The 20,027-nt window shown below is 58.8% G+C and carries 15 protein-coding genes; 3 read left to right on the top strand and 12 right to left on the bottom strand.

Features of this window, described 5'->3' with window-relative positions:
* Window positions 1-409: 409 nt before the first annotated feature.
* Entirely contained in the window at window positions 410-1,849 is a 1,440-nt protein-coding gene (locus tag H7X47_RS09960) for an IS1182 family transposase (RefSeq protein WP_193368501.1), read from the top strand.
* Window positions 1,850-2,050: 201 nt separating this feature from the next.
* On the opposite strand, the gene H7X47_RS09955 is transcribed toward H7X47_RS09960, so the two are convergent.
* The 6 genes from H7X47_RS09955 to H7X47_RS09930 form a co-directional block, all read right to left on the bottom strand.
* On the bottom strand, window positions 2,051-3,076 hold the full coding sequence (locus H7X47_RS09955; protein WP_193368500.1) for an inositol monophosphatase: 1,026 nt from the start codon (window positions 3,074-3,076) through the stop codon (window positions 2,051-2,053).
* Between the two features lie 119 nt (window positions 3,077-3,195).
* A complete protein-coding gene (locus H7X47_RS09950) occupies window positions 3,196-4,446 on the bottom strand; it encodes a hypothetical protein (protein WP_193368499.1) in 1,251 nt (416 codons plus the stop codon).
* A gap of 369 nt (window positions 4,447-4,815) precedes the next feature.
* Window positions 4,816-5,613, bottom strand: a complete 798-nt coding sequence (locus H7X47_RS09945) for a methyltransferase (RefSeq protein WP_193368498.1) — start codon at window positions 5,611-5,613, stop codon at window positions 4,816-4,818.
* Window positions 5,614-5,998: 385 nt separating this feature from the next.
* Entirely contained in the window at window positions 5,999-6,886 is an 888-nt protein-coding gene (locus tag H7X47_RS09940) for a DUF4365 domain-containing protein (RefSeq protein ID WP_193368497.1), read from the bottom strand.
* Between the two features lie 245 nt (window positions 6,887-7,131).
* The gene (locus H7X47_RS09935) at window positions 7,132-8,352 is read right to left on the bottom strand and encodes a hypothetical protein (protein WP_193368496.1); all 1,221 of its coding nucleotides are present in this window, start codon (window positions 8,350-8,352) and stop codon (window positions 7,132-7,134) included.
* Between the two features lie 125 nt (window positions 8,353-8,477).
* A complete protein-coding gene (locus H7X47_RS09930; RefSeq protein WP_193368495.1) occupies window positions 8,478-10,349 on the bottom strand; it encodes a hypothetical protein in 1,872 nt (623 codons plus the stop codon).
* Window positions 10,350-10,501: 152 nt separating this feature from the next.
* On the opposite strand from H7X47_RS09930, the gene H7X47_RS09925 reads away from it, so the two are divergent.
* Window positions 10,502-11,479 (top strand): hypothetical protein, encoded by a 978-nt coding sequence (locus H7X47_RS09925; RefSeq protein WP_193368494.1) that lies wholly within the window; start codon window positions 10,502-10,504, stop codon window positions 11,477-11,479.
* Window positions 11,480-11,741: 262 nt separating this feature from the next.
* Here H7X47_RS09925 and H7X47_RS09920 read toward each other — a convergent pair whose 3' ends face one another.
* The 6 genes from H7X47_RS09920 to H7X47_RS09895 form a co-directional block, all read right to left on the bottom strand.
* On the bottom strand, window positions 11,742-13,202 hold the full coding sequence (locus H7X47_RS09920) for an amino acid ABC transporter substrate-binding protein (RefSeq protein ID WP_319633574.1): 1,461 nt from the start codon (window positions 13,200-13,202) through the stop codon (window positions 11,742-11,744).
* An 11-nt stretch (window positions 13,203-13,213) separates the two neighbouring features.
* Window positions 13,214-13,906, bottom strand: coding sequence for a hypothetical protein (locus H7X47_RS09915; protein WP_193368493.1), 693 nt, complete (start codon window positions 13,904-13,906; stop codon window positions 13,214-13,216).
* A 304-nt stretch (window positions 13,907-14,210) separates the two neighbouring features.
* Window positions 14,211-14,531, bottom strand: a complete 321-nt coding sequence (locus H7X47_RS09910) for a DUF736 domain-containing protein (protein WP_193368492.1) — start codon at window positions 14,529-14,531, stop codon at window positions 14,211-14,213.
* A gap of 1,165 nt (window positions 14,532-15,696) precedes the next feature.
* A complete protein-coding gene (locus tag H7X47_RS09905) occupies window positions 15,697-16,032 on the bottom strand; it encodes a hypothetical protein (RefSeq protein WP_193368491.1) in 336 nt (111 codons plus the stop codon).
* 385 nt (window positions 16,033-16,417) lie between these two features.
* Complete coding sequence (locus H7X47_RS09900) at window positions 16,418-17,167, bottom strand: DUF72 domain-containing protein (protein ID WP_193368490.1); 750 nt, start codon at window positions 17,165-17,167, stop codon at window positions 16,418-16,420.
* Between the two features lie 119 nt (window positions 17,168-17,286).
* Window positions 17,287-18,285: a DUF4340 domain-containing protein gene (locus H7X47_RS09895; protein WP_193368489.1), complete on the bottom strand. Its 999-nt coding sequence runs from the start codon at window positions 18,283-18,285 to the stop codon at window positions 17,287-17,289.
* Window positions 18,286-18,534: 249 nt separating this feature from the next.
* Here H7X47_RS09895 and H7X47_RS09890 point away from each other — a divergent pair, with 249 nt between their 5' ends.
* On the top strand, window positions 18,535-19,944 hold the full coding sequence (locus tag H7X47_RS09890; protein WP_319633573.1) for an N-acyl-D-amino-acid deacylase family protein: 1,410 nt from the start codon (window positions 18,535-18,537) through the stop codon (window positions 19,942-19,944).
* Window positions 19,945-20,027 lie beyond the last annotated feature (83 nt).

Raw genomic sequence — 20,027 nt, 5'->3', positions numbered from 1 at the left:
GAGGCGCAGCCGTCCTTCGGCCAGATCAGGCCAGAGAGAGGCCGTTTGGTCCGGTCAACCAGCAGAGAAGCCAGGAACGGTACCGAGCATCAGGTTCCTGAGGAGGGTGGCATCGCTACCCGGCGCACCATTTCCTTCCCGGCCTTGAAGGTCCCGCGGCTCGCGGCCCGGCAGCCTTGCGACGGCCTTCAGCTCTCCCGCCTCTTATCGGCCGCGAGGGTCCAGTGCCTACCTTCAGACATTGGGCTTGAGTCCTCGGGGCGAGAAGGAACCATGCTGCAGCGAATGTCGCCTCTGGTGCTCCTAACCGACTTCGATAGGAGCCATGTAAAGTTCAGCTTTTGATCCTGGCTGTGTAAGAACGCGGTGCGTGGTACGATTCTCTCGCATGCATCGGGGGGAGGATCGGATGCGGCGCTTTGTTGAAGGGTTGGATCGCAGCCAGTCGACGTTATTTCCGGACTGTCTGGAGGACTGGGTCGATGAGGAGAATCCAGCCCGGGTGATCGACGTATTTGTCGATGAGCTGGATCTGGGCGAACTGGGGTTCAGCAGGATCGAACCCAAGGAGACGGGCCGGCCCTCTTATCATCCGGCGGTCCTGCTGAAGCTCTACGTCTATGGCTATCTGAACCGGGTGCAGTCGAGCCGCCGGCTCGAGCGCGAGGCCGGGCGCAACTTGGAGGTCATGTGGCTGACCGGTCGGCTGGCTCCCGACCACAAGACGATCGCCGACTTCCGCAAGGACAACGATCCGGCCATCCGCCAGGTCTGTGCTCGGTTCGTCGAACTCTGCCGCCGGCTCGGCCTCTTGGCCGAGGCGAGCGTGGCGATCGACGGCAGCAAGTTCAAAGCGGTGAACAACCGGGACCGCAACTTCACGGCAGCCAAGATGAAGCGACGGATGGCGCAGATCGAGGAGAGCGTCGCGCGCTATCTGCACCAGCTCGACAGCAGCGACCGGCAGGAGCCGTCCCTTGCCCAGACAATGAGGACCACGCGTCTGAAGGAGAAAATCGCGAAACTCAAGGAAGAGATGGGGCGCCTGGAAGCGCTTGACGCCGCGAGGCGGGAAAGACCGGACCAGCAGATCTCATTGACCGACCCCGATGCCCGTTCGATGGCGACATCCGGGCGTGGTAGCGGCACGGTGGGCTATAACGTGCAAGCAGCCGTTGACACAGAGCATCATCTGATCGTGGCCCATGAGGTCACGAACGTCGGCAATGATCGATCCCAGCTCTTTGCGATGGCCCGTAAGGCAATGGCCAGGCTCGAAGTCGACAAGCTGGATGTCGTGGCCGACCGCGGCTACTTCAGCGGCGAGGAGATCCTGGCCTGCGAGAAGGCCGGCATCACGGTCACCCTGCCGAAGCCGATGACATCCGGCAGCAAAGCCAAGGGTCATTTCGTCAAAGCCGACTTTCGCTACCTGGCGGATGAAGATGTCTACATCTGCCCGGCCGGAGAGCGCCTCAGGTACTACTTCACGAACCAGGAAAAAGGACTGACGCTGCGGCGCTACTGGACCACCGCCTGCCGAGCTTGCGCGATCAAGCATCGCTGCACCACAGGTGTTCAACGACGCATCACCCGCTGGGAGAACGAGCATGTTCTGGAGGCCGTCCAGCGGCGGCTGGACGAGAACCCACAGGCCATGCGCCAGCGCCGGGAGACGGTCGAGCACCCGTTCGGCACCATCAAGGCCCGCATGGGGGCGACGCACTTCCTGATGAAGAGGCTACCCAACGTCGCCACAGAGATGTCGCTGCACGTGCTCGCCTACAATCTCACCCGGGCCATCAACATCCTGGATTCGGGCCCGCTGATGGCGGCAATGAGGGCCTGATCGGCCCTATCCGGGCGCATCCAACCGCGGCCACCCTGTCAGATCCCGCTAACGGGCCCAACTGAGCTCCTTACAGCCTCGGTGGAGACCGAATTGGCGAGTTGATGCGCCGAGCGGCAAATTCTTGATCCGCCCGCGCCTACGTGGCCTCGCGGAGGGAGTTTCCACACGGCCAAGAACCTAAGGCGACGCTTCTCACACTTAGTCACCGAGGTTTCGGCGCAGCCACTCTTGGATCACAGGCTCGATAAGCACTCGCAGTTCCTCGTTGGCGTATCCGCACCAGTGAACTGGATGAGTTGTGTCAAAAGGTGCATCGAGTTGTCGGCCAAACCCATCCGTGAGGATTACGCCGGCGCTCTCCGCGACCGGAAATCCGGCGATGTCGTAAGGATGGCACTCAAGACCCCGAGGGATTTTGGTGCCATTCCGCCTCTCCAAGATGTCGTAGAAGAGCGGTCGCAGGTCACAACAAAACCTGTCGTGGCCAAGCATTAGCTCAACGAACTGTCCGCCGGTAGAAATATATTGATCGTCGAACACTGTTGCTTGCCCAGTCTGACCTTGGCCAAGCGTCGATTGCACGATCATTTCCATAAGCTCAGCTGCCAGCACCTTAGTTCCGGGAAAGAAGTTCGCAACTTGGCCGAATCCATTGAGTAGATCCGCTGCCCTACTCGGTCGAACGACCAGCTCAGATGACTGCTCAGTGTCGATTCGAGTTCTGTTACAGACGATGGGACGACCCTTTACGAATAGGAAATCGTCTGCCCATAGTTGCTTAGAGGGCGGCAACTCAACAATCACTGATGCTACGCTAGCCGAGAGAAAAGTGTCTTCACCGTTGTCAGGAGCTATGGCGGCCAGGAACCAAGCAGACCGCTTGTCATACATAAGGTTCCGAGTGCCATCAATCGGATCGATGAGTAGTCGGTAACGCAACGGCTGATTGGGATCGCCTGACATGAATTGACCATCACTTCCAAGTCCCTCAGCGACGATGAGAACTGGGCGAATTGCATCTGGCCAATTCTCAACAACAGCAATAATTGTTCTTTCCACCTCCCGGTCTAGTGCATAGATCGTATCGCCTGCTTGATGCCCGACGACTAGGCTATCGGTCTCAATGTCTCGGGGACCAAGAAGCTGATGGCGGACACGCTTGCCCAGTCCTATCAGCAGGTCTCCGAGATCATCGAAGACAGGCCTAAGTTCGCCGGAGTTCATTGTGTCCCGCCTTTGCCGGCGGCTTCGGGATGAGTTGTTAGAGACGAGTGACGCAAGACCGAACGTAACACCGCTATTTTCAGCTGGCCCATAACCTTGGTGCTCAAGATGGAAATCACCTAAGTCTTTCCCTGCAATGGCACAGCGGCCTGGATCTCGTCGAAGTGCTGGTAAGCCTGGTACAAACAACCCGCTCCAGCCGGCAACGTTTTAGGGTCACTGAAGCGCTGATGGATCATGTCTTTCGTAAAAGGGACGGAGAATGGAACACCTTCATCATTGTGCGCATCGAATGCAACCGGGCCGAATATGTCCTCGAAATCCTTTCTTACGAACACCATGATTGTAAGAATTTCGGGCTTCAGCGTTAGGCAATCCAATCCCATACCTGCGTAAAACAACTTCCCAAGCCCGCGCGAACATAGCCGAAAATACGGTCGAATTGAGTCTCTTTCGAAAATGTTGTGTTTAACGCGATATGGGTCGATGACTTCTTCGTCGCCATATAGTTCCTCGCCGAACTCCCGCATGACATTGGCAAAGAAAGAGAAATCTTGCTCGTGAAAGCTATCTTCCACGTGGACTGGTTGGAAGGTTCCTGCAGGCACAACGTGAACCGTATTCACAGCCTCGGCGATAGCGGAAGCATTCTCGCGAGAATGCAACCACATGATCGGATCATCGATATCTAGAAAAACGAGGAGAGTGTTAGTGCCAGGCACCATGCTGCGGTTCAAGAGGTCAAAGGGGTCTACTGGTCGCTCGAACTGAAGATGCCGTTCCTCAATGTTTGGGGTGCCCATCGCGCGATTGCCCTTTTTCGTTTTTTGGAGCAGGGAGCGCGCAAAGTCATACATCAGATATTCGCAACTATTGATGTAGTCAAAATACTTACAAGTACTGAACTCAAATCTTTGAACGCCATTCTCTTTAAAGGTTCTCGTTAATCGGTAACAAAGAGCATTTCTATAAGGTGATTTGTCAATATTTCCCTCATAGATAACTTCAACAATGTTTTCAAGATACGTTCCTTTTATAGGCAACTTTTTCGGAGTAAAGGTCATGGGAATATCAATTGACTCACCCATCTCCATATAGTTTTGCTCAACTTCTATAGGCTGTAACTGATCCATCAGCCAATTCGGAGTTACCAGGAGCGGAATAACACCGCCGAGCAGATCCACATTTCGGTTCTTGTAGTAAGTCGCTCCAACTTGAGCTAGGAACCCCCTGTTTGAGCGGATGAAACTAAATGTCCGCCGAAAACGCTCCCGAGGGTCTGGAATGAATCCAAGTTCGTTAGCTAGCCTAAAAAGACCCGAATAGTCTGGGCTGAATGTCCCCTTCTGGGGATCAAATGCGATCGCCATGAGATCACGCTCTCAGCGAGGGTTGAACCAAAAGACCCTGAGACGATAGTACACCCAAAGAAGAAAAATGCACCGAACGGTTCTAGGTAAATTGCGCAGTGTGCTCACAACGACCTTAACGTAGCCCGCCACATGCTGAATAGTTAGAATGCAAAGCGCCGTTTCTGGCACTTCGCAGAAGTGAGCGTGCCGGCCGCGTTAGTCCGGTTTGCCCCGATTAGCAGGCTTGGTTGATTGCAATTGAAAGCAAGCGGGCACCGCGAGTGAGCGTCGGTATCGGTGATTGGGGGCCCACGCAGCCAACAGCAATGAGGCCTAAGCCGCATCCGGCCAAGGCTTCATTGCTGTTGATGTCGTGCCGGGTGAGCCTCAAAGGAGGCTCATTTGCTCGGCGCCCGGGGCGGGGAAGTTCGTTGACGATGCGACCTGCTCGGGCGCGCGGTCGGGGAACTCGCAGCAGACAACTTCGCAGCGGGGGGAGACGTCGCGCCAGCCGTCCTGGTGGACCGTCGTGTCGATGCCGCAACCAGCCTCCAGGTGAACGCCTGTTTGGCGGGCAAAGCGGCGGTATTCCTCACTCTCCCGGCGCTCGTAGCAGGGAGCACCGGAGTAGACGAAGCCCGCTGACTTCTGGGGAACGATGAAGGCGCCGAAGGTCGCCAGGTCGGAGGCCAGGTCGATAATCTTGAATTCGAACTCAGGGCCACGGTAACGGGGCGCCGCCGGTGCCTTGATGCCGCGCCCAAAGGGCGGATTGGCGATGGCCACATCGAAGCCCCCCAGGGTGCGGCAGACCTCGAAGATGTCGCCGCAGATCCAGGTTGCCTCGGGGAGGACCTTCTTGCCGACCTCGACATAGGCCGGGTTGATGTCGATGCAGGTTATCTCGGGCCGCCGGTCGTGGGCCTGGCGGTGGTAGTGCATGAAGCTCAAGACGCCGATCCCGGCGCAGAGGTCGATGACCTTCGAGCCACAAATCTCAAGCTTGAAGTCGCAGGCGAGGTCCACGGGGGTAAAGAAGGCCCCGGCGGCGGTGTTCAGATGGCTGGCGCCCTCGTGCCAGTTCTCCAGAACGAACCATTTCTCATCAAAGGTTAGCTCGTCTTTCTCCAGCAGGGCGCAGGCTTGCTCGTGCCGGCGGGTCTGGTTCTTCGTGAGTTTCCCCATGTCGCTGTCCTCCGATGTTGTTCAATCCCCGAAGGGGGGTGATGCCGCGCATCAACCCCTGCCTCGTGGCGAACAGCGGAGGGGAAGGGGGCAAGGGGAATCTGCCGGGTTGGTGCGGCCCGCAGCCGCAGGCGAGGACACGGGGGCCCGGCTGATTGTCCTTGCGAGGGAAGGGGGGTCGGAATCTCCCTTCCCCTTGAAGACAGACAACCGCGCGGCCGCGACCGCGGCCGCACCCTATCTGGTGTGACCGTACACTTTGGCCGAGTGATTAAAACGGTAGTGGTGGGAGGTGGGTAGCCGTCATCTGGAAGGAAGCGATATGCCGGCGCACTATGAGTGCAGATGACTTCCTTAAAGCCGGGGAGTTCCGGTCACCTAATCATTAGAAATCTATGTCGTCCGCGTCCACTGCTTCCCATTCGACCTCGTGAAACGACTCGTCGAGTGCCGGCGTGAATGGAGGCAGTTCCGATCTATAAAAATCCTCAAGCAGAAGGGTTGCTTTACCTACTGCTGACAGTTCAACTTCGAGAATGTGAACGGCGACCTCGTTAGATCCTTCTTCCTCGCCAATGTACTCGTGCAAGCTCCAGTCGAGCCACGGAAAGAAAACGGCCATATAGTACTCTATGGTGTACGCGGGCATCCAAGCGTCAATACTCAGGTCGGCTTCGTCGTCGGGGTCATCGCTGAACACGACCTCCGCACCCCGAAAATTCAGGGTCTTGTTCACCCAGTCTTCTATTCGGAGATAGCACCGGGAATGCCCCGCGAACTGCATAATGAGTGGCAGGTCCAGCGCCAAGCGGGCGCGCCGCAAGCTGGGGAGATCGGATGCCACACCGGCCGCTATGTAGCGCTCGTGGTTCTCGTCTAAAGTCTGGTCGGTAGGAATCCCAATTGCCCAACGACCATCCTTCCCATCCTCAATCAGATGTCGCTCGATCCGCTGCCAAAGCGTAACCCCGGTGTCGGGATTGTGGAGGATCAGAAAGACCGGAAGAGAGTGGTTCGTCCAATATTCCCGGTGGCGCGCCTCACCATAAAAGACGTACTCATCACCGCGCTTACGAAAGTATGATGCCCCGGTCTTGATCTGCAATGCGATCAGCTTGCCACCAGCTTGCCCATCCGGATTTAGCTTCTCGGCTTGAGCGTCGATCCCGTAGTCGCTCGTCGGTTGTTCACGGAAAATCCACTTCAGTCTCGTGAAGATCTGCGCAACAGCGTGCATACCGGCGCGGTCGATTTGATCGGTCGAATTCGCCATACCCGGCTTTCCTCTCAACGACGAACCGCGGCCTCTTGACCAAGGCCCGAGGGCGGTCGTTTTTCATGTCTCTCCAAGAACCCCTGCACGCGCACTAGAGGGGCCCGGGTGTTGTCAGAATAAGCCGACCCTTTCCAATCGCTGACGCGAGCGCAAACTATGATGACTCTGGCTCACGTCCATGAAGCCTCCAATCTGCAAATATTGAACTGAGAACGCTTGGGGTATGCCAGATGTTGCTGGCTCTACTTTATGAGCACCTCGACGGCTTCTAAGCGATCGACCAAGCTTCCGCCAATTACCTCTTTGGGCACTCCCTGCTCAACCAAGAACCTTCCCAGTGCCGCTTCATCTACCGTTCTCCATTTTGGTACGAGATCGGCCGTCTGGAGAAACCCCTCCTTTAGCAAACCTTGCTTGACGGCGAGTATCAACTCTGGTGACGGCATATCTTGGCCATTCGCAACCATATGAGCCTGACTACTCCTGAATGCTGCTCCAAATGCGTCAATCCGACCCTCAAGGCGGGCGAGCGCCTCCCCAACCGATACCCCGCTAGCGATCTTGTCATTGAGCGCTCGTGAATCTAGGGCCACCTGCCGTACCTGCTCAGCGAGCCGTTGGGGCAACGCCTGCATGTCCTCGCGACGCACCTTTATACGAATATAGTCGTCAATCTCTGTTGCTAGTGCCAGAGCACTCATCTCGACCTTGTTGATTCGAGCCAGATCCCGACTTGTACCCTCGCGCGGCGCATCTCCGCCTGGCACTACCTTACCGGCGATATACCCTCCGTGTGATACAAGAACAAGTGTCAGGAGCGAGGAACTGAAGGTAGGGAGGCCGGCGAGCATGCCTGTGACGTCCGTGCTGTGAAAGAACTCCGCAGCAACCAGCACGAAATACACCAACCACACCACCAAGGTCAGCACGAGCATCTGCACTCTCGCGATATCGATCGTTCCCGCATTTCCTGTCTCCTCACCCCTAAAGAGGTCAGACAAGAGCGCCCGTTCGGCTGAATCGCGAGTTAGCACTTGGCCCGTTGCCATGATGGCTCCTTGCGGAGCATTTTCTCGGACGGATGCCCGGTAGACAGCGTTGTCAATCTGAGCGGGCGTCGGCTCCGCAGCGGCCTTCACGCTCAATGCAAGCGGAGCAGCAAGGACGGTTCCAACGCTTATCCCCATCAATGCAACCAGCGTCCAGTCAATAGACAACTCCACGTGCGCAGCCTCGTCGAGACTCCAACCTCGCAGCGCATTAAGCATTAGGGCGCAATAAATGGTAGGGATAGCTAACAGCGTCCAAAGCAGAACCTGAAACCGGGAGAGGCTGTAGCGATTACGCCAGTCGATTGCTAGCCCCAGCAGCTTATTCTCCATTAAGAAACCAACAGAGAACCCCAGTCCAAGAAAAACAAGTATCGAAGCAATCCACGAAACTCCTCTCGTCGTATCCGTCAATACGTCATTGCTTCCTGCCGGACCGCTACCAACGGCAAATCCTATAAATGGAGTGGATAGGAAGGCTCCCAAGCAGACCAAAGGTAAAGCCCGACGCATCGTCCTCTCCTTGTTGCTTGCGATCCTCATCCGCCCGAAGAGTTAGGGTCTCCCGCCGGAGCGGGAGGCGCTGCCGGACCGAGCGGCAGAGGCATTCCCTTCGCGAGTTCCAGGATGCGAGCGAACTTTTCCGCGTCATCCATTTGAGCTACTTCAGCCGCGCTCAAACCGACCTCTTCGGATAGGTACTTACTAATTGCTGCTCTGGTGATCTTTCCAAGATCCCCATCGACAACTAACGGCTTTTCCGGAGTATTGGCGTTTTCATCGTCGTCGGCGGAGGATATGCCACTATCCAAAATAAACTGCTGAACTTGACTAACTCGCTCTTTGACTATCTCCATCATTTTGAGAGCGAGCTCCGTCTCCGGCATTGACGCAATTGCGTCAGGTACGATTCCCTCCTCCTTTTCAAGATATTCCTTGATCGCGTTGAAGGTCGCCTCATCGATCTCCCCCTTTACCGTGACGTTCGCTCCGAATTCAGTTGATCGGAGAAATTCCTGGACTTTCCGCACTTCAGTTCTGTCCGGCTGGGCCTCAGCCTCCGGCGTCACGGTTTCCGCAGTAGATGGGCGAGCGCCAACTTGCACCTTTACGACAATTGGGGACGTTCGCTGTGACGAGTCCAAAATCTCTAACTCATATGCGCCCTGTGGAAGTCCTGTTTTCAGTCGGGCAGTAAGGACGCCACCGGTTGTAATCTCTGGCGCCTCAAGGAGATCCGCAGGGAGGATGCCGGACCATGCTGCCTTGTATGGTTGGCGACCCCCTGAAATCGTGAAGCTAACGACCACATCCTTTGTAAGCGAGGTGCCGCCTCCCTCAAGTGAAACTACGATTGGACCCGATCTGCTCACTGCGAGGGTCAGACCTTGGGCATCAACATCCACCGCGCACCTCTTTAGTGACTCTGCAGATGGGGGAGCGCTAACAAACTCCGCAATCTCTCGCACTGTGCGAATGCTCGCTTCCAATGCGGCCATCTTCATTTGGATACTTTCGATTTGACTGGCGTTGAGAGCATGCTTAACACCAGGCGCAGCAGCCGCTGCGGGTTGATCGGCTGCTTTCGGAACTGTGGGAATAGAACTTCGGAATGCTGCCTGGACCGCATCACGAAATCGCCCTGCGTCAAGCGCATTGTTGATCAGGGCTTGGGCAACTTGCGCCTTAACGTTGCTTACAGCCAAGACAAGCTGATCCCCGGCGGAATCAATCTGCCCGATCGCTTGCCTGCCCGTAGTACTACGGACTGTTTCCGCTGTCTCAATTAGGGCTTCGGCGTCCAAAACCAACTGAGGTTTTTCTCCAGGAAGACCTGCTATTGCTTCCTTAAGCTCAGCAATTTGGTTAAGTATCTTGCTTTCTACGATCTCCGGCTCACCGTCCACTATGGCCGGACCGCCAACCAATTCGATCAAAATGTCACGATATTGATAGGCATATCTTTGGCCTTCAAAGCTGCTTAGCACGCAGTTGATTGACAAGATGCCACTTGCATAGATCAATTGATCTGTTGAATTCGCAAATCGCTGTCCTGCGAGATACGTGCTGGTGCCAGCTATGGCCAATCCCAGTACGACATCAGTGTGAGCGCTAGATATTCCATAGAATGTCGCAAGGCCAGCTATCGGGATGAAGGCAAGATCCGCAAGGTTCCGAAGTAGGAACTGCTCGTCGATCTTGCTTTGGTACGCCTCTCTCAACTCATGCGCGTATGCTGCGCCCTCGCCGAGCGAGTACTGAGCTTTCAAATCACCCTCGGTTAGGCTCTCGGCGACACTGTCTGGTGTGATATCTGAACCGGTCGGAGCCCAAAAAGAGCACGACGTCGCCGTCGTGAGAAGACCAGCCAAAAGAAATGCCTTTGTCCGGCGTCGTACTACAATCTGCATCCCCCCCTCCGTACGGACTAACTCCCTTTATAATAGAATACTACTATCTCTGAGGGAGAGCTACGCTATAGTGTTGCGCTTTAGGTGTAGTCGATTTGCTTTGCCTTTCCTGGAGGAATGGGGTGCCGCGCTGCACTAAGGGAGAGCCCGCTATGGTCAACATTGCAAAGCTCTGGAAGTCAAAGTTTCCAAAAACTTGTGAATTTATTGAAGAGGGACTTCCTCGTCTTCCGTTGTCCCATGAGAAAGTGTGGAATGCCTTTCTGGTGCACAGCTGGATGGGCGAGGCAAAAGCGAGAATCGCACTACAACCCGGACAATCACTTCCATCCCTATGGTTTAAGGAATTGGGCGGATTTGATGGAATCTTCCGCTACACCAACCCCAATCTGATCGAAATAAACTCCCTCGTAGCCACCAAGTTCGAAGATGCTTACTCGCAAGCAGACGCCCAGCAATTCCTGATAGCTAAAGTCCTGCATGAGATGGTCCATTGGGCCCGTTACCCGCGCGAGCCATCTGACGCTGAGGCAGGGGTTGCTTTCGAGAATGATGCCTTTGGAAAGGTGGTTCCGCGATTTTGGGATACCCAAACAACAGGGAAAGCGCATGTCGTGTTGGAGCCCGCAGCGGCCGATGAGCGAGCGCCAAGTGAGCCCGGCAATAATGGCTTCCAGAATGCCGATATGGCCCCTGGCATGCCGAGGGGAATTAGGAACAACAATCCGGGGAATATAAAGCGCGCCGACGGAATTCAATGGAAGGGTCTGGCCGACGAAGATGATATGAACATAGTTCAGAAACGTGAAACAACTTTCTGTGTGTTCAGCGAGCCAAAATGGGGCCTCCGTGCTTTAGCGCGAGTGCTGCGTAACTATCAGCGACTGCACAATCTTCGCACGACACTCCAGATGATCAGCCGCTGGGCGCCGCCAAGCGACAACAATCTGACGCAGACGTATGCCGAGGCCGTAGCAAACTACCTAAACATCGACGTCAACGAACCAATCGACTTTGAAGCCAATGCGGACCTCGCAGTCCGCATGATGCATGCCATCATCAGGCAGGAAAACGGAACTCAACCCTATACGACTGCACAACTCCACGAGGGCTATAGGCTGAGCGCGTAGAGGCAGCCGATTTCGGTGCGAGAACAGAGGGGAGTTAGCTGCGGTTGCCACCAGCTACTATTGACCAGAAGCGAGGCTGGGTCAGTCGGGCGCTCTCGCTTGACGCGGCTGCAGAGCCAGACTAGGAAACTGGCAGTCTGCGGTGCTGCCTTGAGTTCGCAGCGTAGCGCGGCGATGTCTGCGTCCTCGATCCGGACGTGGTTGAGGTCAGAGGCATCGGCACCGTTTTCGGCAGCTCGGGCCAGGGTGGCGCAGGTGATCACTACCGAATTGGCGGTGAGTAGATGAGGCCACCATCCTTGTACTGCGCATTGATACCGCGCTGCAGTCCGATCGGCGAGTTTGCTCCGATATACCTATCGAACACCTCGCCATAGTTGCCGACCTGCTTGATAATGTTGTAGGCCCATGTACTGTTGAGGCCTAGCGCCTCACCTATGTTGCCTTCGGCGCCCAATAGGCGCCGGACTTCCGGATTGTCGCTGTTGGCAACCATGTCGTCGACGTTCGCGGAGGTCACGCCGTATTCCTCGGCAGTGATCATTGCATTCAGCGTCCAGCGAACGATGTCGCTCCAAGGATCGTCGCCTTCACGCACGAGCGGGCCTAGCGGCTCCTTCGAAATGATCTCTGGCAAGATGATATGGGCACCGGGATCGTCGAACGCCGCACGGGAAGCCGCGAGGTCGGAGGCGTCCGTGGTGTAGACGTCGCAGCGGCCAGCCAGGTAGTTGGTGCGCGCTTCTTCGTGGGTCTCGATTGGCACCGGCTCGTAGTTCATGTTGTTGAGCCGGAAGTATTCCGCAAGGTTCAGCTCAGTCGTGGTGCCGGTCTGGATGCAGACCGAGGCGCCGTCGAGCTGCCTTGCGCTGGTCACGCCAAGCGCCTTCGGGACCATGAAGCCCTGGCCGTCGTAGTAGTTGACACCGACGAAGTTAAAGCCGAGTTCGGCATCACGGCTCAGGGTCCAGGTGGTGTCGCGCACAAGTATGTCGACTTCGCCGGAAGCCAGCGCCGTGAAACGAGTTTTGCCGGTAGCCGCGGTGTATTTCACCTTGGAAGCATCACCAAACACGGCCGCAGCTACCGCCTGGCAGACGGCCGGATCGAAGCCCTGCCAGTTGCCAGCATCGTCGGTAAACGAAAACCCAGGAACTTGGGCAGAGACGCCGCACTGTACGAAACCTTCTGCGCGCACATTCTCTAATGTTTGACTTGCTGTTGCTACCTCAACCCGGTCTTCATCGGCTAGTGTAATTCCTTTCCACTCTGCGAGGACCACTCCTTCCATCGCGCCCTGATCGATGATTACGTGATCAGGCAGATCGAATTCAGCAAAAGCCTGCTCAGTACAGATAGCGCAGGCGCTAGGTGGACCTAGCAGTGTGATACGGCGCCCTGGATCAGGGGCTAGTAGCTCAATCAGATCCCCGGGCCAATAGGCGAAATCACCGCGGCAGTTGTTATCCGCTCTCCGCATAAAATTCTCGCCATAGAGGACATCACCTTTCGCACACGGAACAAACAATAGAGTACCTTCAGCTAAATGACGCGCTAGCTGGCCGGATTGTTTCTTTGCCGGCCCCACCCAAGTAAGCCCCAGCGCTCGACCATATTGATCTGTTACAAACTCCCAGTCTCCGGCTATTGCTTCCTGCGCCAAAGTCCCCACGAGAGCCAGGAGACTGAGCAGCGAGCATGATATGCGTCGAACATATGCCATGGTCTGAGTCCTTAGTTCTCGGGCCGGCTCACAGTCATAAAAATGTGTCTGTTATTGACACGGAAAATCTCCCGCGGTTCACCAAGAAGATCTCCCTGCGTTTCGTACTGCAAAAAAATAGACTCGGTATCACTCCGCCAAATCAATGCTAGTCCACCTAACTCTGATGCTCTTCGTATCGCTTCAAAGCGTTGATTAGCTCCACCCTCCTTCAAGTTTTCGACGAAGTGCGCTGTGGCATCCTTAGTGAAGAAGACGTTGACCTGGCGTGCTTCACCAGCCAGCACGGCGCTCGCGTGCTTACGTCCCACCGCTTGGCCGATCAGAACGAGAACAACTATCAACCCCGTCCACACCAACAACCGGATCAGCAGCAGGCGCGGGAGTTTTGGCGGCAGGAGACTAATCCACAATGGACTGGAAAGCCCCACAATCAGCACTCCAACGGCGCTTGCCACCAAAGCCAGTTGTGACGGGATCAAGCTCGGAACAGCGATTAAGACATTAAATGTGTATAGAAAGAATGTGTATTCATCTAGATCGAAATCAGATGACCTAATCCCAAATTGAGAGAAATACTCGCCCACATATTGCCAGCCGCAGAAATAAAAAAGTATCGCAAGCGTCGGAAACACTCGGGGCGACACAAAAAGTGCTCTGTGGATTACCCTTGCAAGCTTGCTAGCTGAAAATGAATTGATCATTGTCGCTTTCTCCCGATCGGGAATACTCGACCCAATCGACCCCCATTGAGAGAACGCTCCGCCTCAGTCTAGCCGAACTACCATAGGATGAAAGCTGCCAAAATTCATCCACAATTAATCAACATGATGCCAGTAGCTATTGCGAAGTAACAGCGTCAGCTTGTTCCGCAACCGCGCTGCGCGAAAGACCGTGACTCAGTCCCCTGATTCAGGCCGCTGGTTAGTAGCGCTACCCAAATTCGCAGTACATGACAGTATGCCTGCAAGAAAGTGGGGGCCGCCCCGAAGGGCGGCCCCGCGGTGGTTAGTCCGTCGGGTTCCAGATGATCGCAAAGGTGTCCGGATCGTCCTGGCCGGCGGCGACGCCGAGGTTGGCGTAGAGCTTGCGCGGGCCGAACTCCGGGGTGGCGAGTTGAAGCGAGACGTACTCGTTGCCGCTTGTGTTTGAGACCCGGTTCCAGGCGGCACCGACTTCAACGCCCTCCACGAAGATCAGGTAATCGGGCTGCTTGTCGGCCGTCTTGTTGGCGTTGCACGCGATCTCGATCGGCGCCTTAATGCTCAGAGTTTTGAGGTTACCCTTGAAGTCTTCGTCTGTGCGGGTGACGTACCTGATAGCTGGCATTAGGTTGTCCTCTCTCATTGGTTCGAAGGGCCTATCCCTTCGATGCCGATCGGAGAGGGCCTGGCGCAGACGTATTGAACCCGGTGGAGCGGACGTAGGGAGCACCCTGGCGGCCGGTTTTGTTGCTTCGCGATGCAAAGCCCGTAGGGCGGCGGAAGAATACCTGCCAGAAGGGTTTCAGTGCGGCTGGGTCAGGACCAGATTCGGCACTTGAAGGAGAAGGGATTGCCCGCGAACTTGGCCCCTGAGAGGACAACCCAATGCCTGCGGCTAGGCCCGTTCTTCCCGCTAGAGGAAGGCGTAGGGGCCACTGGCAGGGTGCTCAACTGGCTCTGACTGCCATATCGCTGTCCTCCGTTGCCGTGCAATCCCCGAAGGGGGGGGTGATGCCGCGCATCAACCCCTGCCTCGTGGCGAACTGCGGAGGGAAAGGGGCAGGGGGAAACTGCCAGGGTGGTGCGGCCCGCGGCCGCAGGCGAGGACACGGCCCGGCTGATTGTCCTCGCGAGGGAAGGGGGGTCGGAATCTCGCTTTCCATTCAGCACCGAAAGACCGGCGCGGCCTCCCCCAGCGGCCGCGCGCCATCGATAGAGCTTAGCGATTCAGGAAAAGGGAGCCTGTCAGGAGCCGCGCCCTGCGCGGCGGGAAGCGGCGATCGGCGGAGCGGGGTTCCCGGCGGCCCCGCACGAGCGCAGCGAGATCGAGGACGCCCCTGCACAGCCGGCATCACCAGGCCGCAGGCCTTCCAGGGGTGGGATCGTTGCGGATGGCTAAGACTTGGAAGGGCTTGATGGAGACAGGCGCTAGTGCGTCTGAGCGACTCGGCGCGATCCAGCTTGCGGCTCAGGATCTTCAGCTGACGGTAAGCGAAGTGGAGTCCGCACTTGAAGCCGCTGAGGTCCACGAAGCTGAGGCACGGCGCAAAAGTGAGGTGGTGGAAGCGGAAACGAGGTATAGATGTCAAACGCGACCAGCACGTACGGCGGTGCCCCATGGAGACCAAGGATGAGCACTCAGCCTACTGCGTCTTTCACGAGCGGCGCAGCCGGTCGAAGTGAGCCAAAGTGGACAACCGGCCTCCGGATAACAATGCAGGCGGCAGGCGTGAGATGCAGGACGACGACGCAGTGATCGTCATGGATCACTGCTGCGGCGTTGGTGTCCTCTAAGTGCTGCGGATGATGCGCGGCGTCATCGTGGCGGAAGCTAATGCCTCGAGGTCGTAGTGCTGGTAAGTCTTCGCGTTCAGCACGACGAATTCCACCTCCTCGTCGGTCACGTTGTTGTGGATCGTTACCGAGTCAGAGGGGGCAGCCGAACTGGTACTCGTCACCGTGAACTGAGGCATCGGGATGCGGCCAAGCTCGCCCGCATCGCATCGGCCGCCCTTGCACGTCGCGTACGCCCAACCAGCCGCCACCAGACTGCCAGCGAGTGCGCCAGCGCAACCCCACTTTCCACAAGTCCGGCAGAAGCCGGGCCATTCACGAGAATACTTCATCCGTTTGATTTCCTACTTGGATAATCCCTATCAAAGATATGGTTAACCCGATCGCCGGATCAAGGTGTGCGGTGGCGACCTTTTACGTGATGAGATGCGTTTACGGCGACTCTGGGATGTGCTCCGGTTGAGAAAATCATCGCGGGGGAGTGCATGCCATGAAATTCTGTCAGTCGGCGGCTGCCCTGGCCGCATTGACCCTTGGTGCCCAGCAGGCCGTCTCGAAGGTCGAGACGGCACCCGTCGCGCGGGGGGGGGCTGGTACAACACAGGCTAGGCTAAGATATTGATGTGCTGTACGCGTTTTCAAACCCCGCAGATATATAAACTATTGATTTGGCACAATTTATGCGTTCCGCCCCTGGGCACCATTCTTTCCTGAGACTTACTTGCCGCCCAGCCGCTCGATGAACGCCGTGGCCGCCGCCGGGTTCTTCACCTTGGCGCCGGAGATGAAGTAGGCGTAGACGTCGCCCTTCTTGGCCCAGGTCTTCGCCTGCTTCACCCAGGCGTCGAGGTCCTTGGCGCCGTAGCCGGCCTCCTCTTCCTCACGTGACTGCATCAAGCGGGCGTAGGTGAAGTCGGCGGTCGGCTCGTCGATGCGCGGGAAGCGCTCGTGGTCGGCATAGACGATGGCGGCGTTGTGCTTGCGGGCCAGGTCGTAGAAGGCTTTGTCCTGGAAGCTCGGGTGGCGCACCTCCAGGGCGTGGCGCAGCGGCAGGCCCTCGATGTCCTTGGGCAGCAGCTTGAAGAAGTCGGCCATGTCCTCGGCGTCGAACTTTTTGGTCTCCATGAACTGCCAATTGATCGGCCCGAGGCGCGCGCCCAGCAGGTGCAGGCCCTGGCCGAGGAAGCGCTGGATGGACTCCGCGGCGGCGGCAAGCTGCTTGCGGTTGGTGCAGTAGCGCGAGGCCTTGACCGAGAAGACGAAACCCTCCGGCGTCTCGGCGTGCCACTTCATCCAGCTCGGCTCCTTGAAGCTGGAGTAGTAGGTGCCGTTGATCTCGATGGAGGTGAGGGCGCGGCTGGCGTACTCCAGCTCGCGGCGCTGCACCAGCCCCTTGGGGTAGAAGACGCCGCGCCACGGCTCGAAAGTCCAGCCGCCGATACCGCTGTAGATCCTGCCCTTCGCCACCGCCGCTCTCCCTCTCCTGATGACCGCCCCCGCAGTCTTGGGGCCGGCCAGCCTCGGGCCATCGCCGGGGGATTGCAACTGACAACACCCCGACAGTCACGTAGCGAGGAAAGAGGAGATCAGTTGTGGCTGCTGACCGCGGCCTTGTCGGTGACCCTGGCGGCGGCGTGATGGTCGCCGGCAGGCGGCAGCAGGGCGTCGCGGGCGGCGGCGTGGAGGAGCTTGGTGGCCGCGTAGACCGAGAGGCGGAAATGCTCCGGGCGGGTCGAGACCTTGAGGGAGAAGTCCTTCTGCAGGTCGCCGCGGCCCAGCAGATAGGTGACCGCCTTGCCGTCCCGGCGGGTCATGGTGAGGGTCAGCTGCGGCGTGTCGAGGGCGTAGTCCGGCTGGGCCTCGTCGGCGCGGAAGGACTCGACGCGCAGCTCGGCGAGCAGGCCGGCCAGGCGGTCGGCAGCCTTCGCGTCCAGCGCCGGAGCCTCGTCGCCGTCGACGGGGGCCGGGTCGAGCCGCCAGCCCTCCGCCGCGGCGGCATCGGACGCCAGGCGCAGGCCGTTCACCTGGATGGCGGCGATGTCCTGCTTGGCGACCTGCAGGAAGCCGCGGTCGAACCAGTCGTCGTTGTCGACCGAGGCGTCGTAGAGGCCGAAGTGCACCGAATAGCCGGTGTCCTCGCCGGCCAGGCGCAGGTGCACCTGGCGCGGGCCCTCCGGCGTGCCGATGTAGACCGTCGCCAGGGTTTTGCCGCCGCCGGACAGGGTGAGGCGGCGCTCGAAGTCGTCGTCGGCCAGCTTGAAGCCGATCAGGGCCTGGGGGTCCGAGGCGACCGGCAGGTGCCGCTCGACCTGCAGCAGGCGGGCCAGCATGTCGTCCACCTTGCGCGCCTCGGCCGGGAAGTCGTCCAGGTCGGTCAGGGTCCAGCCGCCGCCGCTGCGCCGCAGGGTGAGCTGCGTGGCGTCGGGCCCCTCGATGGTGACCGTGTCGACGTCCTTGGCCGCGAAGTCGAAGACCGCCGGGTGCTTCTTGGCGTCGCGCACCCCGGTCTCGTGGATCGTGAAGGCGATGCCCGCGACGATCACGGTCACCAGCAGGCCTCCGATGATGGCGAAGATCTTTCCCATGCTGAGGGCTTCCTGAAAAAAACGGTTCTGCGCCGGCCCTGGGGGCCCGCGGGGTGGTAGGAGCAATAATGTTTGCGGCCCGCCCAATCTGCCCCCCGACCATGGCAGAATTTTGGCAGAAATCCGTTAACGCGGAGAAAGGGATACCCCTTTCCCCGGACGCGCACGAAAAGGCTATCATCTCCCTCCGGGCCGACCGCATCGAGGGAGTAAAGGACCATCGCGCACTGGGATAGGCTGTTCAGGAACGTGAACGTCATCGACGGCAGCGGCGCGGCGGGTTTTACCGCCGACGTCGCGCTGGCCGGGGACCGCATCGCCGCCGTCGAGCCGGCCCTCGAAGGCGAGGCCGACGAGGTGATCGAGGGCGCCGGGCGGGTTCTGGCGCCGGGCTTCATCGACGTGCACACCCATGACGACCGCGCGGCCCTGGATGCAAAGCTGAGCCTCCCCAAGGTGAGCCAGGGCGTGACCACCGTGGTGGTCGGCAACTGCGGCGTCAGCCTGGCGCCCAGCCCGGTTCGTGGAAACGGGGAAGTCATTCCGCCGATCAACCTGTTGGGCAAGCCGGGGGATTTCGCCTTTCCACGCTTCGCCGACTACCGCGCCCGGGTGGAAGAGGCGCCGGGGCCGGTGAACGTCGCCGCCCTGGTCGGCCACATGACCCTGCGCGCGCGGACCATGGACGAGCTGGAGCGCCCGGCAAGCGAGTCTGAGATCGCCGCCATGCGCGCCGACCTGGCCGAGGCGCTGGAGGCCGGGGCGCTGGGGCTTTCCACCGGCCTTGCCTATCCGCCCTCGCGCTACGCCCCGACCTCGGAGGTTGTCGCCCTGGCGCGCGACGTGGCAGCCGCCGGGCGGCTCTTCACCACGCACATGCGCGACGAGGCCAACGGCGTGGTCGCCTCGGTGGCGGAGACGATTTCCATCGCGCGGCAAAGCGGCGTGCGCACCCTGATCTCCCACCACAAGTGCTGCGGGGAGGGCAACTTCGGGCTCTCGGCGACGACCCTGGCGATGATCGCCGAGGCGCGCGAGACCTTGAGCATCGACCTCGACCTCTATCCCTATACCGCCAGTTCCACCGTGCTGCTGGCCTCCTTCGCCAGGCAGTCGAGCAAGGTCACGGTGTCTTGGTCCGACAGTCACCCGGAAATGGCGGGCCGCGACGTGGCGGAGATCGCCGCCGCGTGGGGTTGCGACCAGGCCACGGCCATGGAGCGTCTGCGCCCCGGCGGCGGCATCTATCACCAGATGGACGAAGCCGACCTGCGGCGCATCCTCACCTTTCCGCCCAGCCTCGTCGGCTCCGACGGCCTGCCCCACGACAAGCGCCCGCACCCGCGCCTCTGGGGCACCTTCCCGCGGGTGCTCGGCCACTACGTGCGCGAGCGCGGCGATCTTTCTTTGGAGCAGGCGGTCGCCAAGATGACCGGGCAGACCGCCGGGGTGCTGGGCCTGAAAGACCGCGGCCTGGTGAAGCCGGGCTATCACGCCGACCTGGTGCTCTTCGACCCGGCGACGGTGCTGGACCGCGCGACCTACGACGATCCCGAGGAACCCGCCGCCGGCATCGACATGGTGCTGGTCAACGGCGAGACGACCTACGAGGCAGGCGCGATGACGGACCACCGCCCCGGCCGTTTCCTCGCTGATTGAGGCGAAAAACCGGCAACGAGCCTTTCCGCCTGCCTCAAAATCGACACCTGGTACCCATATGCAAGCAGGGTTACGAACTGCTG

The organism is Pelagibius marinus (assembly GCF_014925385.1).
In the GTDB taxonomy this organism is placed as follows: domain Bacteria; phylum Pseudomonadota; class Alphaproteobacteria; order Kiloniellales; family Kiloniellaceae; genus Pelagibius; species Pelagibius marinus.
Note: the sequence above shows the minus strand (reverse complement) of the source record. Positions and strands in the feature narration are given on the sequence as shown.